Raw genomic sequence first — 21,419 nt, forward strand, 5'->3', positions numbered from 1 at the left:
CGCCAACACCTGTCATTGCAACGGGAATTCCCTGCCTCGCTCATTTTCGGGCCGGCTCCCGAAGTAGCGGCGTTCGGACTCGTCGATGGCGACGTCGTTGATACTGGCCTCGCGCCGGCGCATCAGTCCGTTGTCGTCGAACTCCCACAACTCATTGCCGTAGCTGCGCCACCATTGGCCGCTCGCGTCGTGGCATTCGTATTGGAAGCGCACCGCGATGCGGTTTCCGTGGAAGTCCCACAGGCTTTTCCGCAACGCATAGTCGAGTTCGCGGCGCCACTTGGCGGTGAGGAACTCCACGATCTGGTCGCGGCCGGTGATGAAGTGATCCCGGTTGCGCCAGACGCTGTCGGGTGTGTACGCCAGGCTGACACGGTGCGGGTCGCGGGTGTTCCAGGCATCCTCGGCGGCTTGCACCTTCTGCATCGCGGCGTCCAGGTTGAACGGCGGGAAGGGGGGACGCGCTTCCGTCACGCCGGGCCTCCCGTCGGAACTGTGATGGCTGCGATCACGTCATCGGTGGTCAGAACAGCGTGCGCCAGAAACGCGAAGTTCACCAGTGCTGCCTGATAGCCGTCACCGCGGCTCGGATGTCGAGGACCGGCGGTCGCGTCGCGAACCACCGCGACCTCGAAGCCCTGCTCGAGCAGATCCCGCAGATGCGACTCCACACACATGTTGGCGAGCATGCCGCACAGGATGATCTTGGCGATCCCGCGCTTGCGCAGTTGCAAGACCAGGTCGTTGGTTTGGGGTCCCCAAACCTTGTGTGGGCTGGCCACGATCGTCGCCCCGTCCTCGATGAAGGGCTTGAACTCCTCGAGCCAGTCTGCACCTGATCCGGTGAATCCGTCTAGGGTCAGAGCTCCGCGCCGCGCGAACGTGTCGGTGCGCAGTTCGTCGGATTCCAGCGGGCCGTTGAACAGCCAGCCGTGGTCGGTCGGATAGAAGTAGTGCGGGGAGATGATCACAGTGAACCCGCCGGCCTTGGCGGCGGTGAAGATCTCGATGAGGTGCCGCACCGTATCGTTCTCGGTCACGCTGGCTTCCAGCACCTCCCAGTTCTTGCCCGACGGGCTGAGCACATCGTTCTGCGGGTCGATGACGACCACGGCGGTATCACTGGAGTCAAGGTTCACGACGGTGGTTCCTCCTTGGACTGCGACTGGGGCCTGCCAAGCAAGTCTCGAACGTCGCCGTCAATCCCGCTACCCCGAACTTGCACAGCTGCCATGACTTGACCTGGACCCGTTGCTCTCGCAGTATCTCCACGACCCGTCAAACGGGCTCTGGCTGGTCGACCACATCAAGATCGGTTTCCTGGATCCGCTTTACGTCATCTTGCTGTCGAAAGCCTGCCGCTACCAACGTGATCCGCAGTCCGCGCCAGCGCTGACCTGAATCCCCGCGCACGTTGGGAACGACGCATACGATGCGTGACGAGTCACCCTTCTATGCCGGAGGAGCTACGTGGCTGCACGCCGGAAAGGCCATCCGCTCAACGCATCCCAACAGCGCACGTGGCTGAACTAGATGCGGGCCTGCGAGCGCGACAGGTGGTCGATCAGCGACCGCTTGAGCTCGGGCCGACTCGCGGCCACCAGCGTGAACAGCGCTGAGCGGGCCAGCAGCTGCGCGGGATCCGAGCAGAGCAACGACGGCCCACCGCGCGCGGCGACCAAGGCGGCGGCTGCGCGGGTGGCCAACTCGCAGCCGTCGGCGCGGGCGCGCAACAAAGTCGATGCGTCGCTCAGTCCGGCGTCGAGTCGCTCCCGTACCGTGTCGGCCTGCCCGCGCAGTGCGGTTGCCGCCGCATTCTCCCCTGCCTCATCGAGCAGCCGTGCGCACCGGCCGACCAGACCGATGGGCAGCGTGGCGTTGAGCCGCGATCCGAAGTTCTGATTAGCCATGAAGTCCGCGCGCGATGCCCTGCTGACAATCCGGTCGTCGGGGATGAACAGGCCGTCGACCTCCAACGCCACTGTCTGTGAGGCATCGGCGACGAACAACCGTTGGGCGGTCACCGTCGTGATTCCTGGTTGGACCTCAGCACTCACCAAACCCGCCACGATGTCACCGGTTTCGACGTCGCCGGCCGAGATCTGGATAACGTCGATGATGCCCCAGCCGCTGACGAACGGCGCGTGCCCAGCCAACCGCCATCCGCCGGATACCCGTTGCGCACGCATCCTTGGCGGCACGGGCACCGCCCCCGCATAGGCAACCCCGCCGCGAATGCTCCCGGCGATCGCGCCTGGAACGAATTCGTCGCGCAAGCAGTGATTGCCGGTCGCGGTCAGCGCGGCGAGCATGCCGTGGTGCTGCACCCAGGTGAACGCGGTGGCCAAGCAGCCGCCCGCCATCGTTTCCAAGATCGCGGTGATCTGCGCCAAGTCCAGTCCCGGCCCACCGACATCGGCGGGTGCGGCAATCCCGTACAGCCCCGCATCGGCAAGGGTCTCCCAATGGCTGTCTGGCACGTGACCAGTGCGATCCACCGCCAGCGCCGCGGGGAACAACACAGTGTCGGCGATCTCGTGGGCCCGCTCAACCAGGTTCGATGTCACGTCATGACGTTAGCGTGGTTGCAGAGATGATCATGCTCATGAGTGGGGCCCCTGGGGCTGCTGCGCCAGATGTGCAGGGCTTCAGCGAGGGATCTCAACCAAACACCCTGGGGCCAGCAGTCTTTGGCATAGGCCCGAGAGGTTTTTCAGGCTGATAGCCAAGGGGAATCGATCGCCGTCTGCGACGAGCCGGCTTCACGACCGATCAGTTCGACCGCGTCCCCCACGTCGACGGTGACGACGTCTTCGGCAGGCCGTGTGACGAAAGGAATTTGGAGCAGACCATAGAAGTCGTCGGTCACGGCGAAGGTGTGCGCACGGGCGAATAATGGCTGCGCGTCGAAGACCCGCACCCGAAGCTTCTCCCGGCTGAGCCTGCCCAATTCCCGGCCGGATTCGGGGTCGGTGATCATCGGACCCGTGCTGGAGTTGACCGCAAAGACCATGCCGACGGCTACCCCGGCCTCGGTACCGCGATTGATGACCAGCGTGTAGTCATCCTCGATCAGCGCGACCCGTCCCGCGATGGACTCCTCGGTCACGATGCCGCTCGCGAATTGCTTTCTCGCAATGCCGAAGTCGACCCGGCCTGAATCCGCGGCCGTAGGCCGTAGTCATCCGCACGCAGTGGGACGTCGAAGAAGCTTGTGACGTCATGTTCGGTTCCCAACGTGAGCTCGACCGCGGTCTTCGCCTGGAAGAGCGCGATCACCGCCTGCTGGTGATGTTCGGTGCCGAACGAGGTCAGAGCCTGCGTAAGTTTCGTGTCGACGTAGTGGACCGAGCGCTCCAGGTCCGAGGTGGCTGGTTGCGCCGTCTGCGTTTGTTGGGTCGATTCGGTGGCGAGTCCGCTGTACCAGCGGTGACCGAGCGCCCCGAGGATGGCGGCACATACCGGGATCACCACGACGATGCAGATCAATCCGAGGGTGGTGTGGAGTGTGATCGCGCCGACGACACCGAGGAGCATCGTCGCTCCGGCGCCGAAGCACAGTTGCACGCCGGCCGGCACTGCCTGGATAACGTGCCAGACCTGCCTGACGGCACGCGCGCCGGATCGAGCGACGCCGGCAACGAACCTGGCAATAGCCGTGACGGCTTTCAGTGCGGTCCGGCCCATCTCATCGGCCTGTTTGCGAGTGATCGGAGACTTCGGCATTGACCAGGTGCGCTGCGGTGACGGAGCGGCTGCGGCCTGGGGTTCGGCTGGCTCCTCGGCCGCCACGGGCTCGGCTGCGGGAGGAGCAACGGGTTGCTCGTTCGGCCCCTCCGCGGGCGGTTCCGTCGTAGTCACATTTGCATCAGTAGCCACACCCGTATCATCGCCTGAATCGGCCCGAATCCCGGGTCTGGCACGCCGAGGCAGGACCGTCGGGCCTGGAAAATTCCAGGCTAGATCGCTCGACCGGGTGGAATTTGCCGACTACCCGGCGGCCGAAGCGGCGATGTCGGCGGCGCTGAGGCCAGACAGGTCGGGGACGTTTTGCATGAGTTCGATGCGGGTGCCGTCGGGGTCGGTCAGGTAGATGAACCGCCCCGATGTCGGGTCGTCGACGTCGCCGAGCACGGTGCGCGTCGTCTCGACCAACTTCCCGCCGGCGGCGAGAACAGCCTCGGTCAATCCGTCGACGTCCTCGACTCGGAACGACAGGTGCGTGAAGCCAAGCTCAGTCATCGGCTTACGCTCGCCCGACCCGGTCATCTCGACGTCGACCCACTGCAGTAGCTCGATCCTGATGTCGTCGCGGATGAGCATCGCGGAGCGGAATTTGCCCTCCTGCTCCATAGTCACGGCGACTTCGTTGTTGTCGAAGTCGAACTGGTAGAGCAACGCGAACCCGAACACGTGCGTATAGAAGTGAATCGAACGGTCGAGGTCGGTCACGCAGACGCCAATGTGCGAGAAGCCTTGGATCATGGGCGCAGTGTGTCAGAGCAACGCCCGTGCAGGTGAGAATGAGTACCGTTGACCGGGAGCACGTCAGTCGTCGGACCTGTCCCTAACCCGCGGCTGCTGCCCGCGCCGGCCGGTTCGTCTTCGCTGTACCTGCCTTGCTCGAACTCGAGGGCGTCGACGTCGACTGATCACGATTGCCGCCACCGATCGTCCGCTTGGCGACTACGTTGTCCGGCCTGGAACTCGACGCACTGGGGATTGCGATGTCCGCCTTGGCAGAACGGTTCCTGGCGGTGTTCGCCGTACCCGAGCTCAGCACGGAGCGGGGCACTTCGTTGGCCGCGGCCAAACCGCTCGTCGAGGCCGCACTCTTTGCAGATCTCTGTGAGGCAGCGGAACTGCTTGCGCCGTCCCATCCGATGGCCTTCGCGATGGTCCTGGCGAGCTCCATCATGGCCCCGATCGGTCCGACCGCGGTTCCGGTCGCCAGCGGGACGTGGATGTGCAGCAAGCCGAGCAGGTCGTTGTCGTAGGCGAAGTCGAGCGCGTTGAAGATCGAGCCGCCTGGGCTGAGCAGACCACCGAGGGCAATGCCGACTTCGACACCATCGGGGAAACTCACACCGATCGCGGGTCCGAACTCTTTCGCCAACGCGGTGATGTCGACGTGCTCGCCGCCGTTGAGGAACGCGTCGGCCATAGCGGCCGGGATACCGGCCAACGTGCTCATCGCACTGGCCACATCCGGAGTCGAGGCGCCAAGATCGGTTCGGATGGACTCCAGACTGGACGCCAAGACGACCAGGGGGCCTAGCAGCGGGCCCGCCATGCCGAGCAATACGCCGCTGAGTGCGGTCGTGGAGAACGCCAGTAGCTGCTTTCCCGTCGGAGAGATGTTGAGCTGCAACAATTGCGGGACGCCGGGCAATTGCATGACGACCGGTAGCAGCTCGTAGAAGGCTCGGTGCGTGTTGTCCAGCGTGGACGGATCCGCCGCCGTGGATGCGGCCAGCGCGGCCTGGAAATTGGCTTGTATCCGAGCCGCGATGCCCGGCAGGTCGGGCAGTTGCGTGAGATATGAGGCCAGGTTGGCGGCGATCTGCTGCAGGATCGGGGCCGGCGCCTCGCGCCATGTATCGAACAGGGCCTGCGCCTTGGCGCTCGCCTCGGCGAAAACCTCCGCCCAGTCGGTGGTCGCAGTCAATTGGATTGCCGCTTCGGCGCGCAGGCTGGGCGGCGGCGCCACAACCGGGCTCATCGCGATGGCGCTGGTAGCCACAACAGCCGCACCGGCGGCGATGAAGGGGCGAGGGATTGCAGGCATGTCGACTCCCCGTTGTCGTGTCACCCCTGACCCACGAAAACCGTACCCGAGAGGACATTCAAACCGCCGGGGAATCCCACGATTTGGGCCCGATGTGCTCGTGTTGACAAGCTGCGTCGCAGTGGGCCGCGCGAGATGGCCGCCCAGGTTCGTTACTTCTGGCAAATTACGGTGACGGCCAGCAACTTTCGTTTTCGCGCACGTCCTTCACGGCGCTGATCGCACAGCGAATCGGAGTGCGATCGCGGCACCGGCCGAAGCGCGGCCCACCATCCTCGGATCCCGCGGCTCGGCGTGATCGGACATTGATGATGCGGTGACTGATGGCGGCATGACTGGCGCCACTGGACAACTATCGAGTCCGGCACGTTCACGGGCGCCCGGGTGTCAACGCTGTGGGCGATGGCAAAGTCGAACTAATCCAACGCAGCCGCGGCTTCCGCCACGACATCTGCTCCGATCGCGACCTCGGGCTGATCGGATTCCCCGCTGCACCACAACCGATTTCGAGTATTCGATCCTTGGCTACCGATGATGTCCGCAGTTGGGAACGCCGCTACCAGATGCGGATCCAGTCGATCAGCATCGCTGCCGGGAAGTTGCCCAAGGACGGATCACCACCGCCGGGTCCCCCAACGGCAAGGGTGAACATCGGCGACATCCAATAGCCGGGATTGTTGAACGGCCACCGCAGGTCGGTGGGATTGCCGTGGACCGGGATGGGCTTCGGCGGCACCGTGAAGTACGGTTTCGCGCCATCGACATAGTCGCGCCAGAACTTGAACCCGTCCTCGTCCCAGCGCATCCGCCAGTTGTGCCAGCCGCCGTCGATCAACCCGGCAATCGACTTGCTTTCCCACGTCTTCCCGTTCGATGCCGCGTGGACCGTGGTTCCCGGGGCCCAACTGCGGTTGCCGTAGAACTCGAAGATGTCAACCTCGCCGTCGGGCAGCGGATCTTCGTTGACCGCCCAGTACGCGGGCCAGGCTCCCGAGGTCAAGCAGTCGAGCTTGGCCCGCGCTTCCCAGGTGTGGCCCATCGGGACCCGCCAGTTCCCCCGCACCTTTCCACTGAAGTACTGATCGTCCTCTTTAGTGGCGAGGAGTACGAGGTTCGAATTTCCGTCGAGGAATACGTTTCGCCGATCGTCGCGGTATTGACTCGCGACCGGCGGCCACACGTCGTCCTGCCAGTTCTGGACGGACCAGTTCGCCGGGTTGGGGGCCGACCCCGCTGGCCCGTCGAAGTCGTCCTGGAACATATACGGCGCTTCTGCCTGGGCACTCGGGAGTGGGATTGCGGCGGCCAACAGACCCAGCCCCGACATCAACATCATGCTTCGACGATCCAATTCGGGCACGGATAGACCATAAAGCCATTGACTTCCTGCGTAGCGCCGAAGCACCGAGAACTCGCCGACCCAACCCGTTCGGCGATACCTCGGCTTTCCCGCATGTCCCGTGGTGGGATCTGTTTCAAGAGGTGACGCCATGCTCACATGGAGAACCACAGCGGTCATCGCGCTGGCCCTAGTACTGCTGGCCGGCTGCTCGTCGTCGACCGCGCCACCGCCGGGTAAGAACGGTGCGGCACCAACCGCAGCTGGCCCGGCGACGCCCGCCGATCCCAAGTCAGTACACGGGGACGAGGCCGCGCTCGAGACCACCCCCTGGGATCAGGTCGGCCCGGGCTGGATGCTGGCCACCTGGACGCAGGTGCCCGCCACAGTCGTCACCACTGATCCCTCCGGGTCCTATCAGGGGGCCGCCACCACGCTGTACCTGGTCGATCCGTCGGGCGATCGCTATCCGATCACCACGTTCCCGCAGCCCGGCAAGACTCCTGGTCCCGCGTTGGTCGACTGGTCCGGGGACGGCGAACGGGCATTGTTCTACGACCAGAGCGCCGACAAGCCGGCGCCCATCATCGTCGACCTGCACACCGGTGCGCAGACTGCGATACCCGTCCGGGGCTCCACCCAGTTCGTCCCTCACTTCACGCGGCCCTCGGGCAAGGCATTGCTGATCGTCCACAAGGACGACAGCGGCAACCAGCCTCCGACGCTGGAGCGGGTCGATCTGGCGGGTGAACGTGAGCTGCTCTTTCCGACGGACAACCTGGGCAGCCCCTTCAGTGGGTCTTACCTACCCACCCCGGACGGGACCCAGCTGATCCTCGGGACTGATACGGGCCCGATGGTGCTGATGGGCAATGACGGGACGGTTGTCCGGACCATCGCGGTGCCGCACGGCGCGACGGTGAACGGCGGCAGCGTCACCGATGCGCTGCTGTACCCAGGCCAGGGATAGTCGACCACTCCTGATCGGGCAGTGGTGTTCCGTCCAGCTCTCTGCGAATTACGTTGAGCGTCACACTGACTCAGCCGACGGGGAAGACGCCATCCCGGGAGATGACGAAGCCGCGACCGGAGCCGACGGTGCAGGTCACGCCGTCAGTCTGCGACAGACAAGCGAAGGGACCGAGGCGGGCGGTTTGGCCGTAGGCAAGCGTCGGCGTGTCCAGTGCCGGATCGCCCATGCATTGATTACCGCTGCAGGGCGTGAAGTGTCCGTTGGCGTCCATGCTCACCGATTGGACTGCTGAATTGCTCTGACAATAGGCAGACGGAGGGCCGCCGTCGGTGTGCATCTCGCAGCTGAGATTTCGCGACGGAGATACGAACGAACAGGTCGTTCCCGAGAAGCAGGTCAGGTCACTCGCATTCGCCTGCGGCAGCCCGATGAGGCAGCCGGCGGCGATAACCAATGCCGTCGCCGTCGATAACAACAATCGCATTTGCTAAGCCTAAGGCGATCACTGCTCGATGAGGGCCGTTACGTCGAATCGGCGACTGCTACCCCGCAGGTTTCAGATAGACGACGAGGTTGACGTCACAGTACTCGTCGGCGAACATCCCCCGGCAACCCCGAAGATACTTCAGGTAGCGGTCGTAGACCTCTTCAGACTGGATCTCGATTGCCTTGTCCCGGTTGGCTTCCAGAGCATCGCCCCAGATGCCGAGCGTCCTGATGTAGTGCGGCCGCAGCGACAGCACCTCGGGGACGGTGAACCCGGCGGCCTCGCCGCGTTCCTGCATCATGGCCGCCGTCGGGATCCGGCCGCCCGGAAATATCTCGGTGATGATGAACTTGACGAACCGCAGGGCTTCGAACGTGATTTTCTTGCCTCGTTCGGCCATGTCGTACGGGTGATAACTCGTGGTGCTCTGGATCGTCATCCGGCCGTCGTCGGGCAGGATGTTGAAGCAGTTCTTGAAGAAGTTGTCGTAGCGCTCGAAGCCGAAGTGCTCGAAAGCCTCGATCGAGACGATGCGGTCGACGGGTTCGCTGAACTCCTCCCAGCCGCGCAGCGCGACGTCATGCGTGCGCGCGGAATCGACCTGGTCGAGCAGCTTCGTGGCATGTGCGTGCTGGTTTTTCGACAGCGTGAGCCCGACGACGTTGACGTCGTACTTCTCCATCGCGCGTTTCATGGTGGCGCCCCACCCGCAGCCGATGTCAAGCAGTGTCATTCCCGGCTTCAGGTCAAGCTTGTCCAGGTTCAGATCGATCTTGGCGATCTGCGCTTCTTCCAGCGAGAGGTCCGCGGGTTCGAAGTAGGCGCAGCTGTACGTCCGGCTCGGATCCTGAAACAGGCCGAAAAAGTCGTCGGAAAGGTCGTAATGAGCCTGGATGTCCTCAAAGTGGGGTCGCATCGTTGAGGTGGGTGGTGTGTCGGGCATCGCGCCCTCCAGCCGTAGGAGTTGGTCCGCACCATACGCCGGTAGGTGCCCGCCATTCGGTCATTTCGTCCGTTACGCCGACACCACAGCTGACCTCCGTCGCGTCGACGCTGACAGCGCCGATAAACAAGCCCAGGTGGCACCGATGGTGACCCACACCAACGCCTGGTTCAGCAACGAATACACCCGAAAGTCGCCCAGCACCTGGGCTGGAAAGCCTTCGATCACAATGCCGTCGGGTCCACTGATCGGCCCCAGAACCTCGTGGAAGGTGGGCAGCAACACGAAGGCGATCAGCATGACCACGACGTAACCGCCGACAGCCGCAGCAGTCGCCGTCCAACTCCCCCACCGACGAGACCATGCCATCCCGGCTGCCACCGCAACACATGCGCCCACCACCGAGATGACAGTGATCGTCAGGAACACCGAACTTCGCGCTCCGATGTTCGGGCTGACCCCGGCCCGGTTCGTCGAGCAAGCGCGACCAGAGACCGAGCACCGGATCGTGAGAATCCAGCGACGAGTCTGGCTGGTACGCAGGGTCGGTCAGCTAGTAGCTGACCAGCCCCGGGTGGAACGTAGCCGCCATCCGGCGCATGCCGTCGCGCCAGTCGACGGTCGTGGTGCCGATGAGCTCATGCATCTTGGTGACGTCCAACGGATTTCCGCGCAGCGTCTGCTCAGTCTCTTCAAACACCGGTTCCTTACCGACGAGCGAGCCGAGGTAGGTGCACCACTCCTGAAGGCTGACGAACTGGTCGCCACCCCAGTTGACGGTGGTAACCGGAACTGACGCCACCTCAAGCAGTTTCGGGATCATCGCGATGATGTCGTCTTCGTGGATCGGGTTGTAGACAGCGGGACCGCCGGGTGGAACGGGGATGGGCATGTCGCCCAGCATCATGTCCAGGTGGAAGAGCGGCCATCCGCCGTTGTCGCCGTAGGGAACGTTGAGGCGCGCAATGGTGGCCGGTACGCCGAGGGCACGGGCCACCGTCGCGACGACGACTTCCCCGGCGATCTTGGTGATGGAGTACGTGGGAAGCAGGGGCTTGTGGTTGTCGCCGAGAACGGTGCGTTCGGTGCGGTGTTCATCGCCCGGCGGGTCGTAGACGGCCCCGGATGAACAGTGCAGGAACGCCTTCGCGTCTCGGCAATGCGCCATGAGAAGGCCTGCCGATTCGGCGTTCGCCGCAATATCCTTGTCCCACCGACCGCTCTTGGCCACCGCCAAGTTGAGGACGTAGTCGAAGTCTTGCGGGAGCCCGGTGAAGTCGCCCGCCGCCATGTTGACGGCCTCGCACCGGACGCCGGCCGTCTCCAGACGTTCGCGGCTTGCCGAGTCGGTGAAGCGGGCGATGCCCCACACCTCGTTGTCGGCCGCCAGAGCCAGGGCGATAGGGACGGCAACCTGGCCGCTCGCCCCGGTGATCAAGATCTTGGATCCGCGCATCGGCTGATGGTAGGCAGGTGAAGCGTTCGTGAATGCGAATTGGTCTCAGTCTTTGCGCAACTTGCCTCCGACGGCGCTCGCTAGGTCGCCGGCACCGTCGGGCCCGTCGACGCCGGGCCGCTCAACGAGTGCTGAGCGGAACACGACGTTCAACCCATGGGGCGCAGCGCCTCACACGAATGCCAAGGCGCCAGCCGACCCCTCCCTCAGCAGAGGCCGACTGGCGCTGACGGGTCATATTTACTTGCTGGCCTTACCGGGTCTGCCGGACTTGGCCGATGAGACCTTCTTGCCGGCGCTGGCCTTCGAATCGTGACCGCCGGTGGCCGACGATCCCGCCTTGGTGTCGCTCGACGAGGAATCGGAACCGCCGGTCGCCGAAGCGGCCGCCGGGGTGGCCTTGGTGCTGGTCGTCGTGGAACCGGTACTGCCGGTGGCGGATTCGGTCACTGCAGCCGCCTCGGTGGTGTCGGCCGCGGTGGACTCAGCCGCGCTCTCCGACGCCGCCTTGGTGGCACCACGCGCCAACCCCGCCTTGCCGAGAGCCGCCGGGGCGGCGGTCGACAGGGCGACCGTCTTGGCGGCACCGGCGGACGCTGCCGCGGGTGGGGTGGCTCCGATGGCTTGGGCGATGACGTCCCGCAGTTCAATCAGGCTGGCGATCGGTCCGCTGGCCAGGAACCCGAAGTCGGGGCTGTAGGGCGTCAGCAGGCCCGGGGCAGGCAGGATTCCGAGGACCATGCCCGAACCGTTGAGGAAGCCGTTGACCAGATTCGCCGGGAGATTGACCAGAGTGTTGACGACGGCACCCGGGTCGTTGGCGACCACTCCGTCGTACACATCCTGCACTCCCTGAACAGCTGCGTTGATCGTCGACAGCAACGGGAACGTCATCGGCAGCACCACCTGGAACACCGTGTTGGGCAGTGTGGCGAATGCCTTGGCGAAGTTGTTCACCGTGTTGACCAGGGGGACGGTCGAATCGGAAACGACCGTAACGAGCGACAGCGCGAGCGGGACCACGACGGTGTTGTTGATCGTGTCGAACGCACCCGTGATATCACCGCTCTGGAGCTGGCCCCTCGCGGTGGCGATCGCACCGGGGATGCTGTCGAAGATCTGCTTGATGTTCGACGCGTCGTTGTGAAGGGCCGTCTGCAAGGCCTTCAGGCTGGCGATCTGGTTGGCGACGATCTGGCTGAGGATCGGCGCGGGACTGTCAGCGATCTGCTGACCGAGTGCACCGAGATTTGCTGCCGACGTCTGGAAAACTTGAATCCAATTCTGGATCGGGTTCACCGAGGCGCTGAGCTCGACGCCGATCGACGACACCGTTCGCTGCATCGCCTGGACGCCGGGCATCGGCGGCGCCAGCGGCGAAATCGCGATAACACTCGCTCCCAAGAGCGCCACACCTGCGGTGGCGTACGGACGAACAGCAACGTTCATGGCTCTCCTTTGACCAAAACTTCCCTTAAGCGCCAAAAGGTATCGCACCTTACTCGTCAGTAAGTAGGGGTTTAGGAAACTTCTTTTGAGCTCGGAAACAACCCAGATAGCTGGGCTACGTACTGGATGCATGAGGGAAATACACTGTTCATGTCGTTTTCGAGGGCCCGGAAACCTTACGAGTCACTGAACGACCGACGATGATCAGCTACCGTTTCCGACTCGTTATCTTACCCGCGGGTAAGATAGCTAGTTTGCTGAAGCCATCTCCTAAATTACCTTTCGGTAGCATAACCTGGCTTATGTAAATTTCCGGCTGTTTGCGCGGTTGGTCGACGGCGAGGCGGCCCCCGCGGCCGCCGCTGCGGGGTCCGGCATCGGGGGCGTGACTGCCAACCCCCTCGACCCCGGCCATCCCCCGCGGTCGGCACGCATACCTCTCAGGGTTTGCTGAGCCGCCGAAAATTCATGGCGCGCAATGGCGATGATGTCCAGCGGTGGTCAGCCGGTGGTCGGTTCATAACGAAGGGCGCGCAGGACCGAGGTGGCGCGGCCACGGCCATCGCCGGATACGCAGCGCCAGCAGCGGTGCACTTCTTCATCCCAGGGCGTGGCCGACGGGAAAGAGGCGCGGCCACGCCGGTAGTGAGTGCCCCCAGTCGGACTCGAACCGACACTGTGCGGATTTTAAGTCCGCTGCCTCTGCCAATTGGGCTATGGGGGCCAACCGCGCGATCGGCGCGGTACAGAGGTTAGCGCGTGCGCCACGCGGTCCGGTGGTCACCACATTGCACGCGGGACCCGTGGCGCCCGTCGCGACTCACCTCAGCACAAGCGACGCCCTGTGAACATCCTGTGGATTACCACCCCGTCCCACCTGGCAATTCATAGGAAACCCCTTGCAGCCGAGCGTATTTGAGGTGCTCAAGAGTTTATGCGCAACGTTCGCCCGCGTTATGGTGGGAAGTGCGATCTGGTGGCCTCGGCCCCAGCTCGCGGAAAAGCCCGGCGACCCCCCGACCAGCCGGGCTTTTTCCGTATCGCCAGCATCTCGGGCCCTATCCGAACAGCACGACACCCCGGGGGAACAGGCCACCCGGGGTGTCGCGAGCTGTGGTCTAGGCGGCGACAGCCTCCTTCTGGGAACGCGGCTTGCCGTCGTCGAGCATCGTCACCTCGTCGAACGGATCGCGGCCGGCCAGCACCTCGTTGACCTTGTCCATGTCTACCGTCTTGGTCCACGAGCCGACCAGCAGGGTGGCCACCGCGTTGCCGGAGAAGTTGGTCACCGCGCGCGCCTCGGACATGAACCGGTCGATCCCGACGATCAGCCCCACCCCGTCGAGCAGCTCCGGCCGATGCGCCTGCAGGCCGCCGGCGAGCGTCGCCAGCCCGGCCCCGCTCACCCCGGCCGCACCCTTGGACGCCACGATCATGAACACCAGCAAGCCCAGTTGCTCGGTCACCGACAGCGGGTCGCCCAGCGCGTCCGCGATGAACAGCGAGGCCATCGTCAGATAGATCGCCGTGCCATCCAAGTTGAACGAATACCCGGTCGGCACAACCACACCCACGGTGCTCTGCTGGACACCCAAATGCTCCATCTTGGCGATCAGCCGCGGCAGCGCCGACTCCGACGACGACGTCGCGAAGATCAGCAGGTACTCGCGCGCCAGGTAGCGCACCAGCCTGAAGATCGACACCCCCGACACCATCCGCAGCAGCGTCCCGAGCACCCCGAACACGAACACCACGCACGTCAGATAGAAGCCGAACATCAGCGTCAGCAGGTTGGTCACCGCGCTCCAGCCGGTCAGGCCGACGACGTTGGCCATCGCCCCGAACGCGCCAATTGGTGCCAGCCACAAGATCATTGACAGGATCTTGAACACCAGCCGCTGCAGATGTTCCACCCCGCGCAGGATCGGCTCACCCTTGGCGCCCATCGCCTGGATCGCGAACCCGACCAGCAGCGCCACGAACAGCCCCTGCAGCACATTGCCGTCGGTCAGCGACGAGAACAGCGACGTCGGGATGATGTGCTGCACGAAATCCATCAAACCGCCGGATTTGTGCGCGGTTTCGGCCAGTTCGGCACCCTTGCCTGCAACCGACTGCGAGAGCTTGAGGCTGCTGCCGGGATGCAGCAGATTGCCGACCAGCAGGCCAATGCCCAGCGCGACCGTCGACATCACCAGGAAGTAGCCGAACGCCAGCCCACCGACCTTGCCGACGGTGGCGGCCTTGCGTACCGATCCGATGCCCAGCACGATCGTGCAGAAGATGACCGGAACGATCATCATCTTGATCAGGCTGACGAACATCGTCCCCAGAACACCGACCTCCTTGCCGACCCCCGGAGCGACGAGGCCGACGATGACACCGCCGACAACCGCGACGATGACAGCGATATACAGCCAGTGCGTGCGATCCCGGCGCTTGGGCGCCTCGGGCTTATCCGCGCCGCCTGGACGATCCACAACCGTGGTCATGAGCGGTTTCCTTCCGGTTTAACAGCAATAGGTCTGCAAGGATGGTTTACCCCCACGTGACGCAGGTCACGCTTTAGTTCATTACGTTCAGAGGTGAGCAGTGGCCGTACTCCCCCGCTCGCTGGCCGGGCAGGCCTTCGCGCTGCAGGCTGCGGTCATCGCGCTGGTGGTCCTGGCCGGCAGCGTCGTCGCCCTCTTCGACGCCCGCGCCGACGGCGACGAACGGGCCCGGGAGAAGGTCACCGCCGTTGCCGTCTCCCTGGCCGACTCCCCGTCCACCGCCCAAGCGATCGAAAACGGTCACGCCGCACAGGTTCTGCAACCGGTCACCGAAGCGGTCCGCAAGGCCACCGACATCGCGTTCATCACGATCATGGCCCCCGACCGCACCCGGTTCACCCACACCAATCCCGCCCTGATCGGCGAGCCCTATATCGGCACCGTCGAACCGGCCCTGCACGGCGAGACCTTCACCGAGGTCTACACCGGCACGCTGGGCCCCTCCGTTCGCACCATCGCACCCGTGCGCGACCCGCACGGACAGATCATCGGCTTGGTCGCCGCTGGCATCACCCGGGAAAGCCTGGCCGCGCGGTGGCGTTCGCAGTGGCCGGCGATCGCGGCCGTCGGCGTGGCGGCGCTGGCCCTGTCCTTCGTCGGTATCTGGGCGATCCGCCGGCGCATCCTGCACCAAACCCGCGGGCTGGCGCCCGACGAGCTGCGGGTGATGTACGACCACCACGACGCGATCCTGCACTCGGTCTCCGAGGGGCTCATCGTCCTCGACCGCAACGAGGTCGCCCTGGCCAACGACGAAGCCCGCCGCCTGCTGGCCCTGCCATCCGGTCCCATCACCCGCGCCGATCTGCCAGAGTTCCTGCGCGGCAACGACCCCGGTGTGCGCGACGAGGTCCGCCTCACCGATGACCGGGTGCTCGTGGTTAACCGCTCCCAGGTGAGTTCCTCGGACTCCGAAGTCGTCACCATCCGTGATCGCACCGAATTGCAAGGCGCGCTGGGCGAATTGAGTTCGCTGCAGGGTTTCACCGATTCGCTGCGAGCGCAGGCTCACGAGTCGGCCAACAAGCTGCACACCGTCGTCACGCTGGTCGAGATGGGACGCCCCGACGAGGCGGTCAAGTTCGCCACCCAGGAGCTCGCCCTGTCCCAGCAGCTCGTCGACCGGGTCTCTGACTCCGTCGGCGAACCGGCGTTGGTCGCTCTGCTGCTCGGCAAGACCGCCGAGGCCGACGAGCGCGGCGTCGAGCTGACCATCACCGAGGACACCCACCTACCCGCCGAGCCCCTGCTGAGCCCCCAGGAAATGGTCACCGTGCTGGGCAACCTCATCGACAACGCGATGGACGCCTGCGACCGCGACGACCCGTGGGTCGAGGTCACCGTCAACCAGAACGACAAGGCGCTGCAGATCCAGGTTGCCGACAGCGGCCCGGGCATGGATCCCGACACCTTTCAGCGCGCGATGCAGCGGGGCTATTCAACGAAATCCGGCACCGACGCCGGCCACCAGGGCTTGGGGTTGGCGCTGGTCGCCCAGATCGTCAACCGCCACGGCGGGACCCTGAGCGCCGACCTCACCTACGGCTCGGTGGTGACGGTGACGATCCCATGATCAACGTCCTGATCGTCGAGGACGAACCGCTGATCGCCGAGGCACACCGCACGTATCTGGCTCGGCTGCAAGGGTTTACCGTCGTCGGGCTGGCGCACACCGCCCGCGACGCGATGCGGATCGCCGCCGAGGCGGAGTCCCCGGTGGATCTGGTGCTGCTCGATCTCGGCCTGCCTGACGCCAGCGGTATCGCGCTGGCGTCGGCGCTGTCCGGGTTGCGGCCCGCGCCCGACATCATCGCGATCACCTCCGAACGCGATCTGGAGATGGTGCGCGCCGCGGTCGCGCACGGCGCGCTGGCCTACCTGCTCAAGCCGTTCACGTTCGCCGCCTTCCGCGATCGCCTCGAGCGCTACCGCCGCTACCGGGACGCCCTGCCGGCCGGCACCGACGCCGCCAGCCAGGCCGAAGTCGACAGGGCGCTAGGGGAACTGCGAATCAGCACCGACAAGTCGGTGGCCCCCAAGGGCGCGGCACCGGCCACCACCGACGAGATTGCCCGCGCGGTGCGCGACCGCCCCGACGGGCTGACCGCTGACGAAGCCGCCAAGTTGGTGGGGGTGTCCCGGGTGACGGCCTGGCGCTACCTGGAACGGCTGGCCGACGACGGCACCGTCACCCGGGTGACCGAATACGGCAAGACGGGTCGGCCCAGCACCCGCTACCAGTGGCGCTAGCGCGTATCGAAGCCCCCTTGCGGAGCCGGTCAACCAATTACTAGGATGTCCTAGTATTTAGCCGCCAGGTCAGCCAAGGGGCAGTCATGAGCTCAACCATTCAGCACTTCATCGACGGCAAGCGCAGCAGCCTGTCCAGCACGCGCACCGCCGACGTCCTCAACCCCAGCACCGGCGAGGTTCAGGCCCAGGTACTCCTGGCGTCGACCGCCGACGTCGACACCGCGGTCGCCTCCGCGGTCGAGGCGCAAAAGGAATGGGCCGCCTGGAACCCCCAGCGCCGGGCCCGCGTCATGATGAAGTTCATCGAGCTCGTCAACGCCAACACCGACGAGCTCGCCGAGCTGCTGTCGATCGAGCACGGCAAGACCGTCGCCGACTCCCGCGGTGACATCCAGCGCGGCATCGAGGTCATCGAGTTCGCCGTCGGCATCCCGCACCTGCTCAAGGGCGAGTTCACCGAGGGCGCCGGCAGCGGCATCGACGTGTACTCGATCCGCCAGCCGCTCGGTGTGGTCGCCGGCATCACCCCGTTCAACTTCCCCGCGATGATCCCGCTATGGAAGGCCGGACCCGCCCTGGCGTGCGGTAACGCCTTCATCCTCAAGCCCTCCGAGCGCGACCCCTCGGTGCCGGTGCGCCTGGCCGAACTGTTCCTGGAAGCCGGCCTGCCCGCCGGTGTGTTCCAGGTGGTGCAGGGCGACAAGGAAGCCGTCGACGCCATCCTTCACCACCCCGACATCAAGGCCGTCGGCTTCGTCGGCAGCTCCGATATCGCGCAGTACATCTACTCCACCGCAGCCGCTAACGGTAAGCGTTCGCAGTGCTTCGGCGGCGCCAAGAACCACATGATCATCATGCCCGACGCCGACCTGGACCAGGCCGTCGACGCCCTCATCGGCGCCGGCTACGGCAGCGCCGGCGAGCGGTGCATGGCAATCAGCGTCGCGGTGCCGGTCGGAGAGGAGACAGCAAACCGGTTGCGCGCCAGGCTCGTCGAGCGGATCAGCGGACTGCGCGTCGGCCACAGCCTGGACCCCAAAGCAGACTACGGTCCGCTGGTCACCGGCGCCGCACTCAAGCGGGTCCGCGACTACATCGATGCCGGCGTGGCCGCCGGAGCCGAGATCGTGGTCGATGGCCGCGAGAAGGCCAGTGACGAGCTGACATTCGCCGACACCAGCCTGGAGGGCGGGTTCTTTATCGGCCCCACCCTCTTCGACCACGTCACCACCGACATGTCGATCTACACCGACGAGATCTTCGGCCCGGTGCTGTGCATCGTGCGCGCCCACGATTACGAAGAGGCCCTGCGGCTACCCAGCGAGCACGAATACGGCAACGGCGTCGCGGTGTTCACCCGCGACGGCGACACCGCCCGCGACTTCGTGTCCCGGGTGCAGGTCGGCATGGTCGGCGTCAACGTGCCGATCCCGGTTCCGGTGTCCTACCACACCTTTGGTGGCTGGAAGCGCTCCGGCTTCGGCGACCTCAACCAGCACGGTCCGCATTCGATCCTGTTCTACACCAAGACCAAGACCGTGACGGAGCGGTGGCCCTCGGGCATAAAGGACGGCGCCGAATTCGTCATCCCGACGATGAAATGACCTTCCTGACACTCGAGGACGACGAACGCGTCATCGCCGAAACGGCGGCCGCTTTCGCCGCCAAACGCCTGGCCCCCTACGCCTTGGAGTGGGACCACTCCAAGGAGTTCCCCGTCGACGTGCTGCGTGAGGCCGCCGAGTTGGGGATGGCCGCCATCTACTGCGCCGAGGACGTCGGCGGTAGCGGACTTCGCCGTCTGGACGCGGTGCGAATCTTCGAGCAACTCTCGGCCGCCGACCCCGCACTAGCCGCGTTCATCTCGATCCACAACATGTGCGCGTGGATGATCGACACCTACGGCACCACCGAGCAGCGCAAGTCCTGGATCCCCAAGCTTGCCTCGATGGAGGCCATCGCCAGCTACTGCCTCACCGAGCCCGGTGCCGGATCGGATGCGGCGGCGTTGCGCACCAAAGCCGTCCGGCAAGGCGATGAGTACGTGCTCGACGGGGTCAAGCAGTTCATCTCCGGGGCCGGCACCTCCGACGTCTACGTCGTGATGGCCCGCACCGGCTTTAACGAGGAAGAGTCGGGCCACCGTGGAATTTCGGCTTTCATCGTCGAAAAAGACACGCCCGGAATCAGTTTCGGTGCGCAAGAGGAGAAGATGGGCTGGAATGTGCAGCCCACCGCCGCGGTGATTCTCGAAGGTGTGCGGGTGCCGGCATCGGCGATGCTCGGCGGCCCCGAGGGCGAGGGCACCGGCTTCGGTATCGCGATGAACGGCCTCAACGGCGGCCGGCTCAACATCGCGGCCTGCTCGCTGGGCGGCGCTCAGACCGCCTATGAGAAAGCAGCGAGTTATCTGGCCGACCGGCAGGCGTTCGGCGGGGCACTGCTCGACGAGCCCACCATCCGATTCACCCTCGCCGACATGGCCACCGCACTCGAGACGTCCCGGCTGATGCTGTGGCGCGCGGCCGTCGCCCTGGACAACGACGAGCCGCACAAGGTCGAGCTGTGCGCGATGGCCAAACGCTACGTCACCGACTCCTGCTACGACGTGGCCGATCAGGCCTTGCAGTTGCACGGCGGCTACGGCTATCTGAGGGAATACGGGATCGAGAAGATCGTCCGCGATCTGCGCGTGCACCGAATCCTGGAGGGCACCAACGAAATCATGCGCGTGGTCATCGGGCGAGCTGAGGCCGCCCGGGCACGCGCAACCGGATAAGGCAAAGGAGCCTACGCATGACGACGATCGCGTTCCTGGGGCTGGGCCACATGGGTGGGCCGATGGCAGCCAACCTGGTCAACGCCGGCTACACCGTGCGCGGCTTCGACCCGGTGCCCGCCCTGCGCGACGCCGCCGAGGAGAAGGGTGCGACGGTGTTCGACGTCGGTGCCGCCGCGGTGACCGATGCCGACGTCGTCATCACCTCGTTGCCCAACGGGGCGATCGTGAAAGCCTGCTACGCCGAGGCACTTCCGGCCGCCAAACCGGGCACCCTGTTCATCGACACCTCCACCATCTCCGTCGACGACGCCCGTGAGGTCAACGCCCAGGCCGCGGCCGCCGGAATGGCCCAGCTCGACGCCCCCGTCTCCGGCGGTATCAAGGGCGCGACGGCCGGCACGCTGGCCTTCATGGTCGGCGGCGAAGCTGACGCGTTGGAGAAGGCACGCGCGGTGCTGGATCCCATGGCCAGCAAGGTGATTCACTGCGGAACCTCCGGTGCCGGGCAGGCCGCCAAGCTGTGCAACAACATGGTGCTCGCGGTGCAGCAGATCGCCGTCGGTGAGGCATTCGTGCTCGCCGAGAAGCTCGGCCTGTCGGCGCAGTCGTTGTTCGACGTGATCACCGGGGCAACCGGCAATTGCTGGGCGGTGCACACCAACTGCCCTGTGCCCGGCCCGGTTCCGACGTCGCCGGCCAACAACAACTTCCAACCAGGTTTCGCCACCGCGCTGATGAACAAGGACCTGGGCCTGGCGATGGCCGCCGTATCGTCGAGCGGTGCGAGCGCCCCGCTGGGAACTCATGCCGCCGAGATCTACAGCGCGTTCGCCGCCGAACACGCCGATCTGGACTTCAGCGCAGTCATCGAGACCCTGCGCTAGAAGTCACCCGCGTGGTGGCGCAGCGTCTCGATCGACGCGACCAGCGCACGCGCTTCCTGCGCGGACACCCCGACATCGGCGAACACCTGATCGTTGAGCGTCGCGGTGGCGTCCTCCACCGTCGAGCGGCCGATCTCGGTGATCTCCACCAGCGTGGTACGCCCGTCGGTGGGATGCGGCACCCGCTTGACCAGTCCGTCGGCCTCCAGCCGGCGAATCGCATGGGTGACGCTGGTGACATGCACCTGCAGCCGGTCCGACGCCTTGGTGATCGGCAACGCACCGGTCCGGCTGAAGGCCAGTAGCCGCAGCAGCTCGAACCGCGAAAAGCTCAGATCGTAGGGCCGCAGCGCATTCTCCACCCGGGCCAGCAGGATCTGATGGGCTCGCATCACCGAGGTCACCGCCACCATGCCCTCGGCGACATCACCCCACCCGGCGCGCTCCCAGTTCCGGCGCGCCGTGGCGATCGGGTCCGGCTTGTCGGACGGGATTAGATCGGCAGCCATCCGC

The 21,419-nt window shown here is 65.3% G+C and carries 22 protein-coding genes and 1 tRNA gene; 7 read left to right on the forward strand and 16 right to left on the reverse strand.

All coding sequences use genetic code 11. The features are described 5' to 3' along the window. Window positions 1-12 precede the first annotated feature (12 nt). Together G6N38_RS05520 and G6N38_RS05525 are read right to left on the reverse strand one after the other, a co-directional pair. On the reverse strand, window positions 13-474 hold the full coding sequence (locus G6N38_RS05520; RefSeq protein WP_163746619.1) for a nuclear transport factor 2 family protein: 462 nt from the start codon (window positions 472-474) through the stop codon (window positions 13-15). Then, window positions 471-1,139, reverse strand: coding sequence for a cysteine hydrolase family protein (locus G6N38_RS05525; RefSeq protein ID WP_163746620.1), 669 nt, complete (start codon window positions 1,137-1,139; stop codon window positions 471-473). The genes G6N38_RS05520 and G6N38_RS05525 overlap by 4 nt, the downstream gene beginning before the upstream one ends. 112 nt (window positions 1,140-1,251) lie before the next feature. Between G6N38_RS05525 and G6N38_RS05530 the strand changes: the two genes are divergently transcribed. Next, window positions 1,252-1,401: a hypothetical protein gene (locus G6N38_RS05530; protein ID WP_163745674.1), complete on the forward strand. Its 150-nt coding sequence runs from the start codon at window positions 1,252-1,254 to the stop codon at window positions 1,399-1,401. Window positions 1,402-1,529: 128 nt separating this feature from the next. On the opposite strand, the gene G6N38_RS05535 is transcribed toward G6N38_RS05530, so the two are convergent. The 6 genes from G6N38_RS05535 to G6N38_RS05560 form a co-directional block, all read right to left on the reverse strand. Next, entirely contained in the window at window positions 1,530-2,567 is a 1,038-nt protein-coding gene (locus tag G6N38_RS05535; RefSeq protein WP_163746621.1) for an acyl-CoA dehydrogenase family protein, read from the reverse strand. A gap of 146 nt (window positions 2,568-2,713) precedes the next feature. Beyond that, window positions 2,714-3,109 (reverse strand): hypothetical protein, encoded by a 396-nt coding sequence (locus G6N38_RS05540; protein ID WP_179968484.1) that lies wholly within the window; start codon window positions 3,107-3,109, stop codon window positions 2,714-2,716. Continuing rightward, entirely contained in the window at window positions 3,106-3,861 is a 756-nt protein-coding gene (locus G6N38_RS05545) for a hypothetical protein (RefSeq protein ID WP_246227719.1), read from the reverse strand. Before G6N38_RS05545 ends, G6N38_RS05540 begins: the two co-directional genes overlap by 4 nt. A gap of 129 nt (window positions 3,862-3,990) precedes the next feature. Then, on the reverse strand, window positions 3,991-4,485 hold the full coding sequence (locus G6N38_RS05550; RefSeq protein ID WP_163746622.1) for a VOC family protein: 495 nt from the start codon (window positions 4,483-4,485) through the stop codon (window positions 3,991-3,993). Between the two features lie 82 nt (window positions 4,486-4,567). Continuing rightward, window positions 4,568-5,788 (reverse strand): outer membrane porin GjpA, encoded by a 1,221-nt coding sequence (gene gjpA / locus G6N38_RS05555; RefSeq protein ID WP_163746623.1) that lies wholly within the window; start codon window positions 5,786-5,788, stop codon window positions 4,568-4,570. A 556-nt stretch (window positions 5,789-6,344) separates the two neighbouring features. Then, on the reverse strand, window positions 6,345-7,139 hold the full coding sequence (locus tag G6N38_RS05560; protein WP_179968542.1) for a glycoside hydrolase family 16 protein: 795 nt from the start codon (window positions 7,137-7,139) through the stop codon (window positions 6,345-6,347). Window positions 7,140-7,278: 139 nt separating this feature from the next. Here G6N38_RS05560 and G6N38_RS05565 point away from each other — a divergent pair, with 139 nt between their 5' ends. After that, window positions 7,279-8,097, forward strand: a complete 819-nt coding sequence (locus tag G6N38_RS05565; protein WP_163746625.1) for a TolB-like translocation protein — start codon at window positions 7,279-7,281, stop codon at window positions 8,095-8,097. Window positions 8,098-8,167: 70 nt separating this feature from the next. Here G6N38_RS05565 and G6N38_RS05570 read toward each other — a convergent pair whose 3' ends face one another. The 7 genes from G6N38_RS05570 to G6N38_RS05600 all read right to left on the reverse strand — a co-directional run bounded on the left by G6N38_RS05570 (window position 8,168) and on the right by G6N38_RS05600 (window position 14,927). Further along, entirely contained in the window at window positions 8,168-8,578 is a 411-nt protein-coding gene (locus tag G6N38_RS05570; protein WP_407662944.1) for a hypothetical protein, read from the reverse strand. 64 nt (window positions 8,579-8,642) lie between these two features. Further along, window positions 8,643-9,530, reverse strand: coding sequence for a cyclopropane mycolic acid synthase family methyltransferase (locus G6N38_RS05575; RefSeq protein ID WP_163746627.1), 888 nt, complete (start codon window positions 9,528-9,530; stop codon window positions 8,643-8,645). Between the two features lie 72 nt (window positions 9,531-9,602). Further along, window positions 9,603-9,959 (reverse strand): CbtA family protein, encoded by a 357-nt coding sequence (locus G6N38_RS05580; protein WP_246227722.1) that lies wholly within the window; start codon window positions 9,957-9,959, stop codon window positions 9,603-9,605. A 124-nt stretch (window positions 9,960-10,083) separates the two neighbouring features. Beyond that, window positions 10,084-10,986 (reverse strand): NAD-dependent epimerase/dehydratase family protein, encoded by a 903-nt coding sequence (locus tag G6N38_RS05585; protein WP_163746628.1) that lies wholly within the window; start codon window positions 10,984-10,986, stop codon window positions 10,084-10,086. A gap of 240 nt (window positions 10,987-11,226) precedes the next feature. Further along, a complete protein-coding gene (locus tag G6N38_RS05590; RefSeq protein WP_163746629.1) occupies window positions 11,227-12,435 on the reverse strand; it encodes a hypothetical protein in 1,209 nt (402 codons plus the stop codon). 650 nt (window positions 12,436-13,085) lie between these two features. Further along, window positions 13,086-13,159, reverse strand: a tRNA-Leu gene (locus G6N38_RS05595). A 394-nt stretch (window positions 13,160-13,553) separates the two neighbouring features. Further along, window positions 13,554-14,927 carry a cation:dicarboxylate symporter family transporter gene (locus tag G6N38_RS05600; RefSeq protein WP_163746630.1) on the reverse strand — a complete coding sequence of 458 codons (1,374 nt, stop codon included), beginning with the start codon at window positions 14,925-14,927 and terminating at the stop codon, window positions 13,554-13,556. Window positions 14,928-15,027: 100 nt separating this feature from the next. Between G6N38_RS05600 and G6N38_RS05605 the strand changes: the two genes are divergently transcribed. From G6N38_RS05605 to mmsB, 5 genes are all read left to right on the forward strand, one after another. Further along, window positions 15,028-16,560: a sensor histidine kinase gene (locus tag G6N38_RS05605; RefSeq protein ID WP_163746631.1), complete on the forward strand. Its 1,533-nt coding sequence runs from the start codon at window positions 15,028-15,030 to the stop codon at window positions 16,558-16,560. Beyond that, the gene (locus G6N38_RS05610; protein ID WP_163746632.1) at window positions 16,557-17,237 is read left to right on the forward strand and encodes a response regulator; all 681 of its coding nucleotides are present in this window, start codon (window positions 16,557-16,559) and stop codon (window positions 17,235-17,237) included. Before G6N38_RS05605 ends, G6N38_RS05610 begins: the two co-directional genes overlap by 4 nt. An 86-nt stretch (window positions 17,238-17,323) precedes the next feature. Continuing rightward, window positions 17,324-18,844, forward strand: coding sequence for a CoA-acylating methylmalonate-semialdehyde dehydrogenase (locus tag G6N38_RS05615; RefSeq protein WP_163746633.1), 1,521 nt, complete (start codon window positions 17,324-17,326; stop codon window positions 18,842-18,844). Beyond that, complete coding sequence (locus G6N38_RS05620) at window positions 18,841-20,019, forward strand: acyl-CoA dehydrogenase family protein (RefSeq protein ID WP_163746634.1); 1,179 nt, start codon at window positions 18,841-18,843, stop codon at window positions 20,017-20,019. Before G6N38_RS05615 ends, G6N38_RS05620 begins: the two co-directional genes overlap by 4 nt. A 17-nt stretch (window positions 20,020-20,036) precedes the next feature. Then, window positions 20,037-20,906, forward strand: a complete 870-nt coding sequence (mmsB, locus tag G6N38_RS05625) for a 3-hydroxyisobutyrate dehydrogenase (protein WP_163746635.1) — start codon at window positions 20,037-20,039, stop codon at window positions 20,904-20,906. On the opposite strand, the gene G6N38_RS05630 is transcribed toward mmsB, so the two are convergent. Then, window positions 20,903-21,400 (reverse strand): MarR family winged helix-turn-helix transcriptional regulator, encoded by a 498-nt coding sequence (locus G6N38_RS05630; protein ID WP_163751824.1) that lies wholly within the window; start codon window positions 21,398-21,400, stop codon window positions 20,903-20,905. The two genes, mmsB and G6N38_RS05630, sit on opposite strands and share 4 nt — an antisense overlap. Between the last annotated feature and the right edge of the window lie 19 nt (window positions 21,401-21,419).

The sequence above is a fragment of the Mycolicibacterium helvum genome, assembly GCF_010731895.1.
Lineage (GTDB): Bacteria > Actinomycetota > Actinomycetes > Mycobacteriales > Mycobacteriaceae > Mycobacterium > Mycobacterium helvum.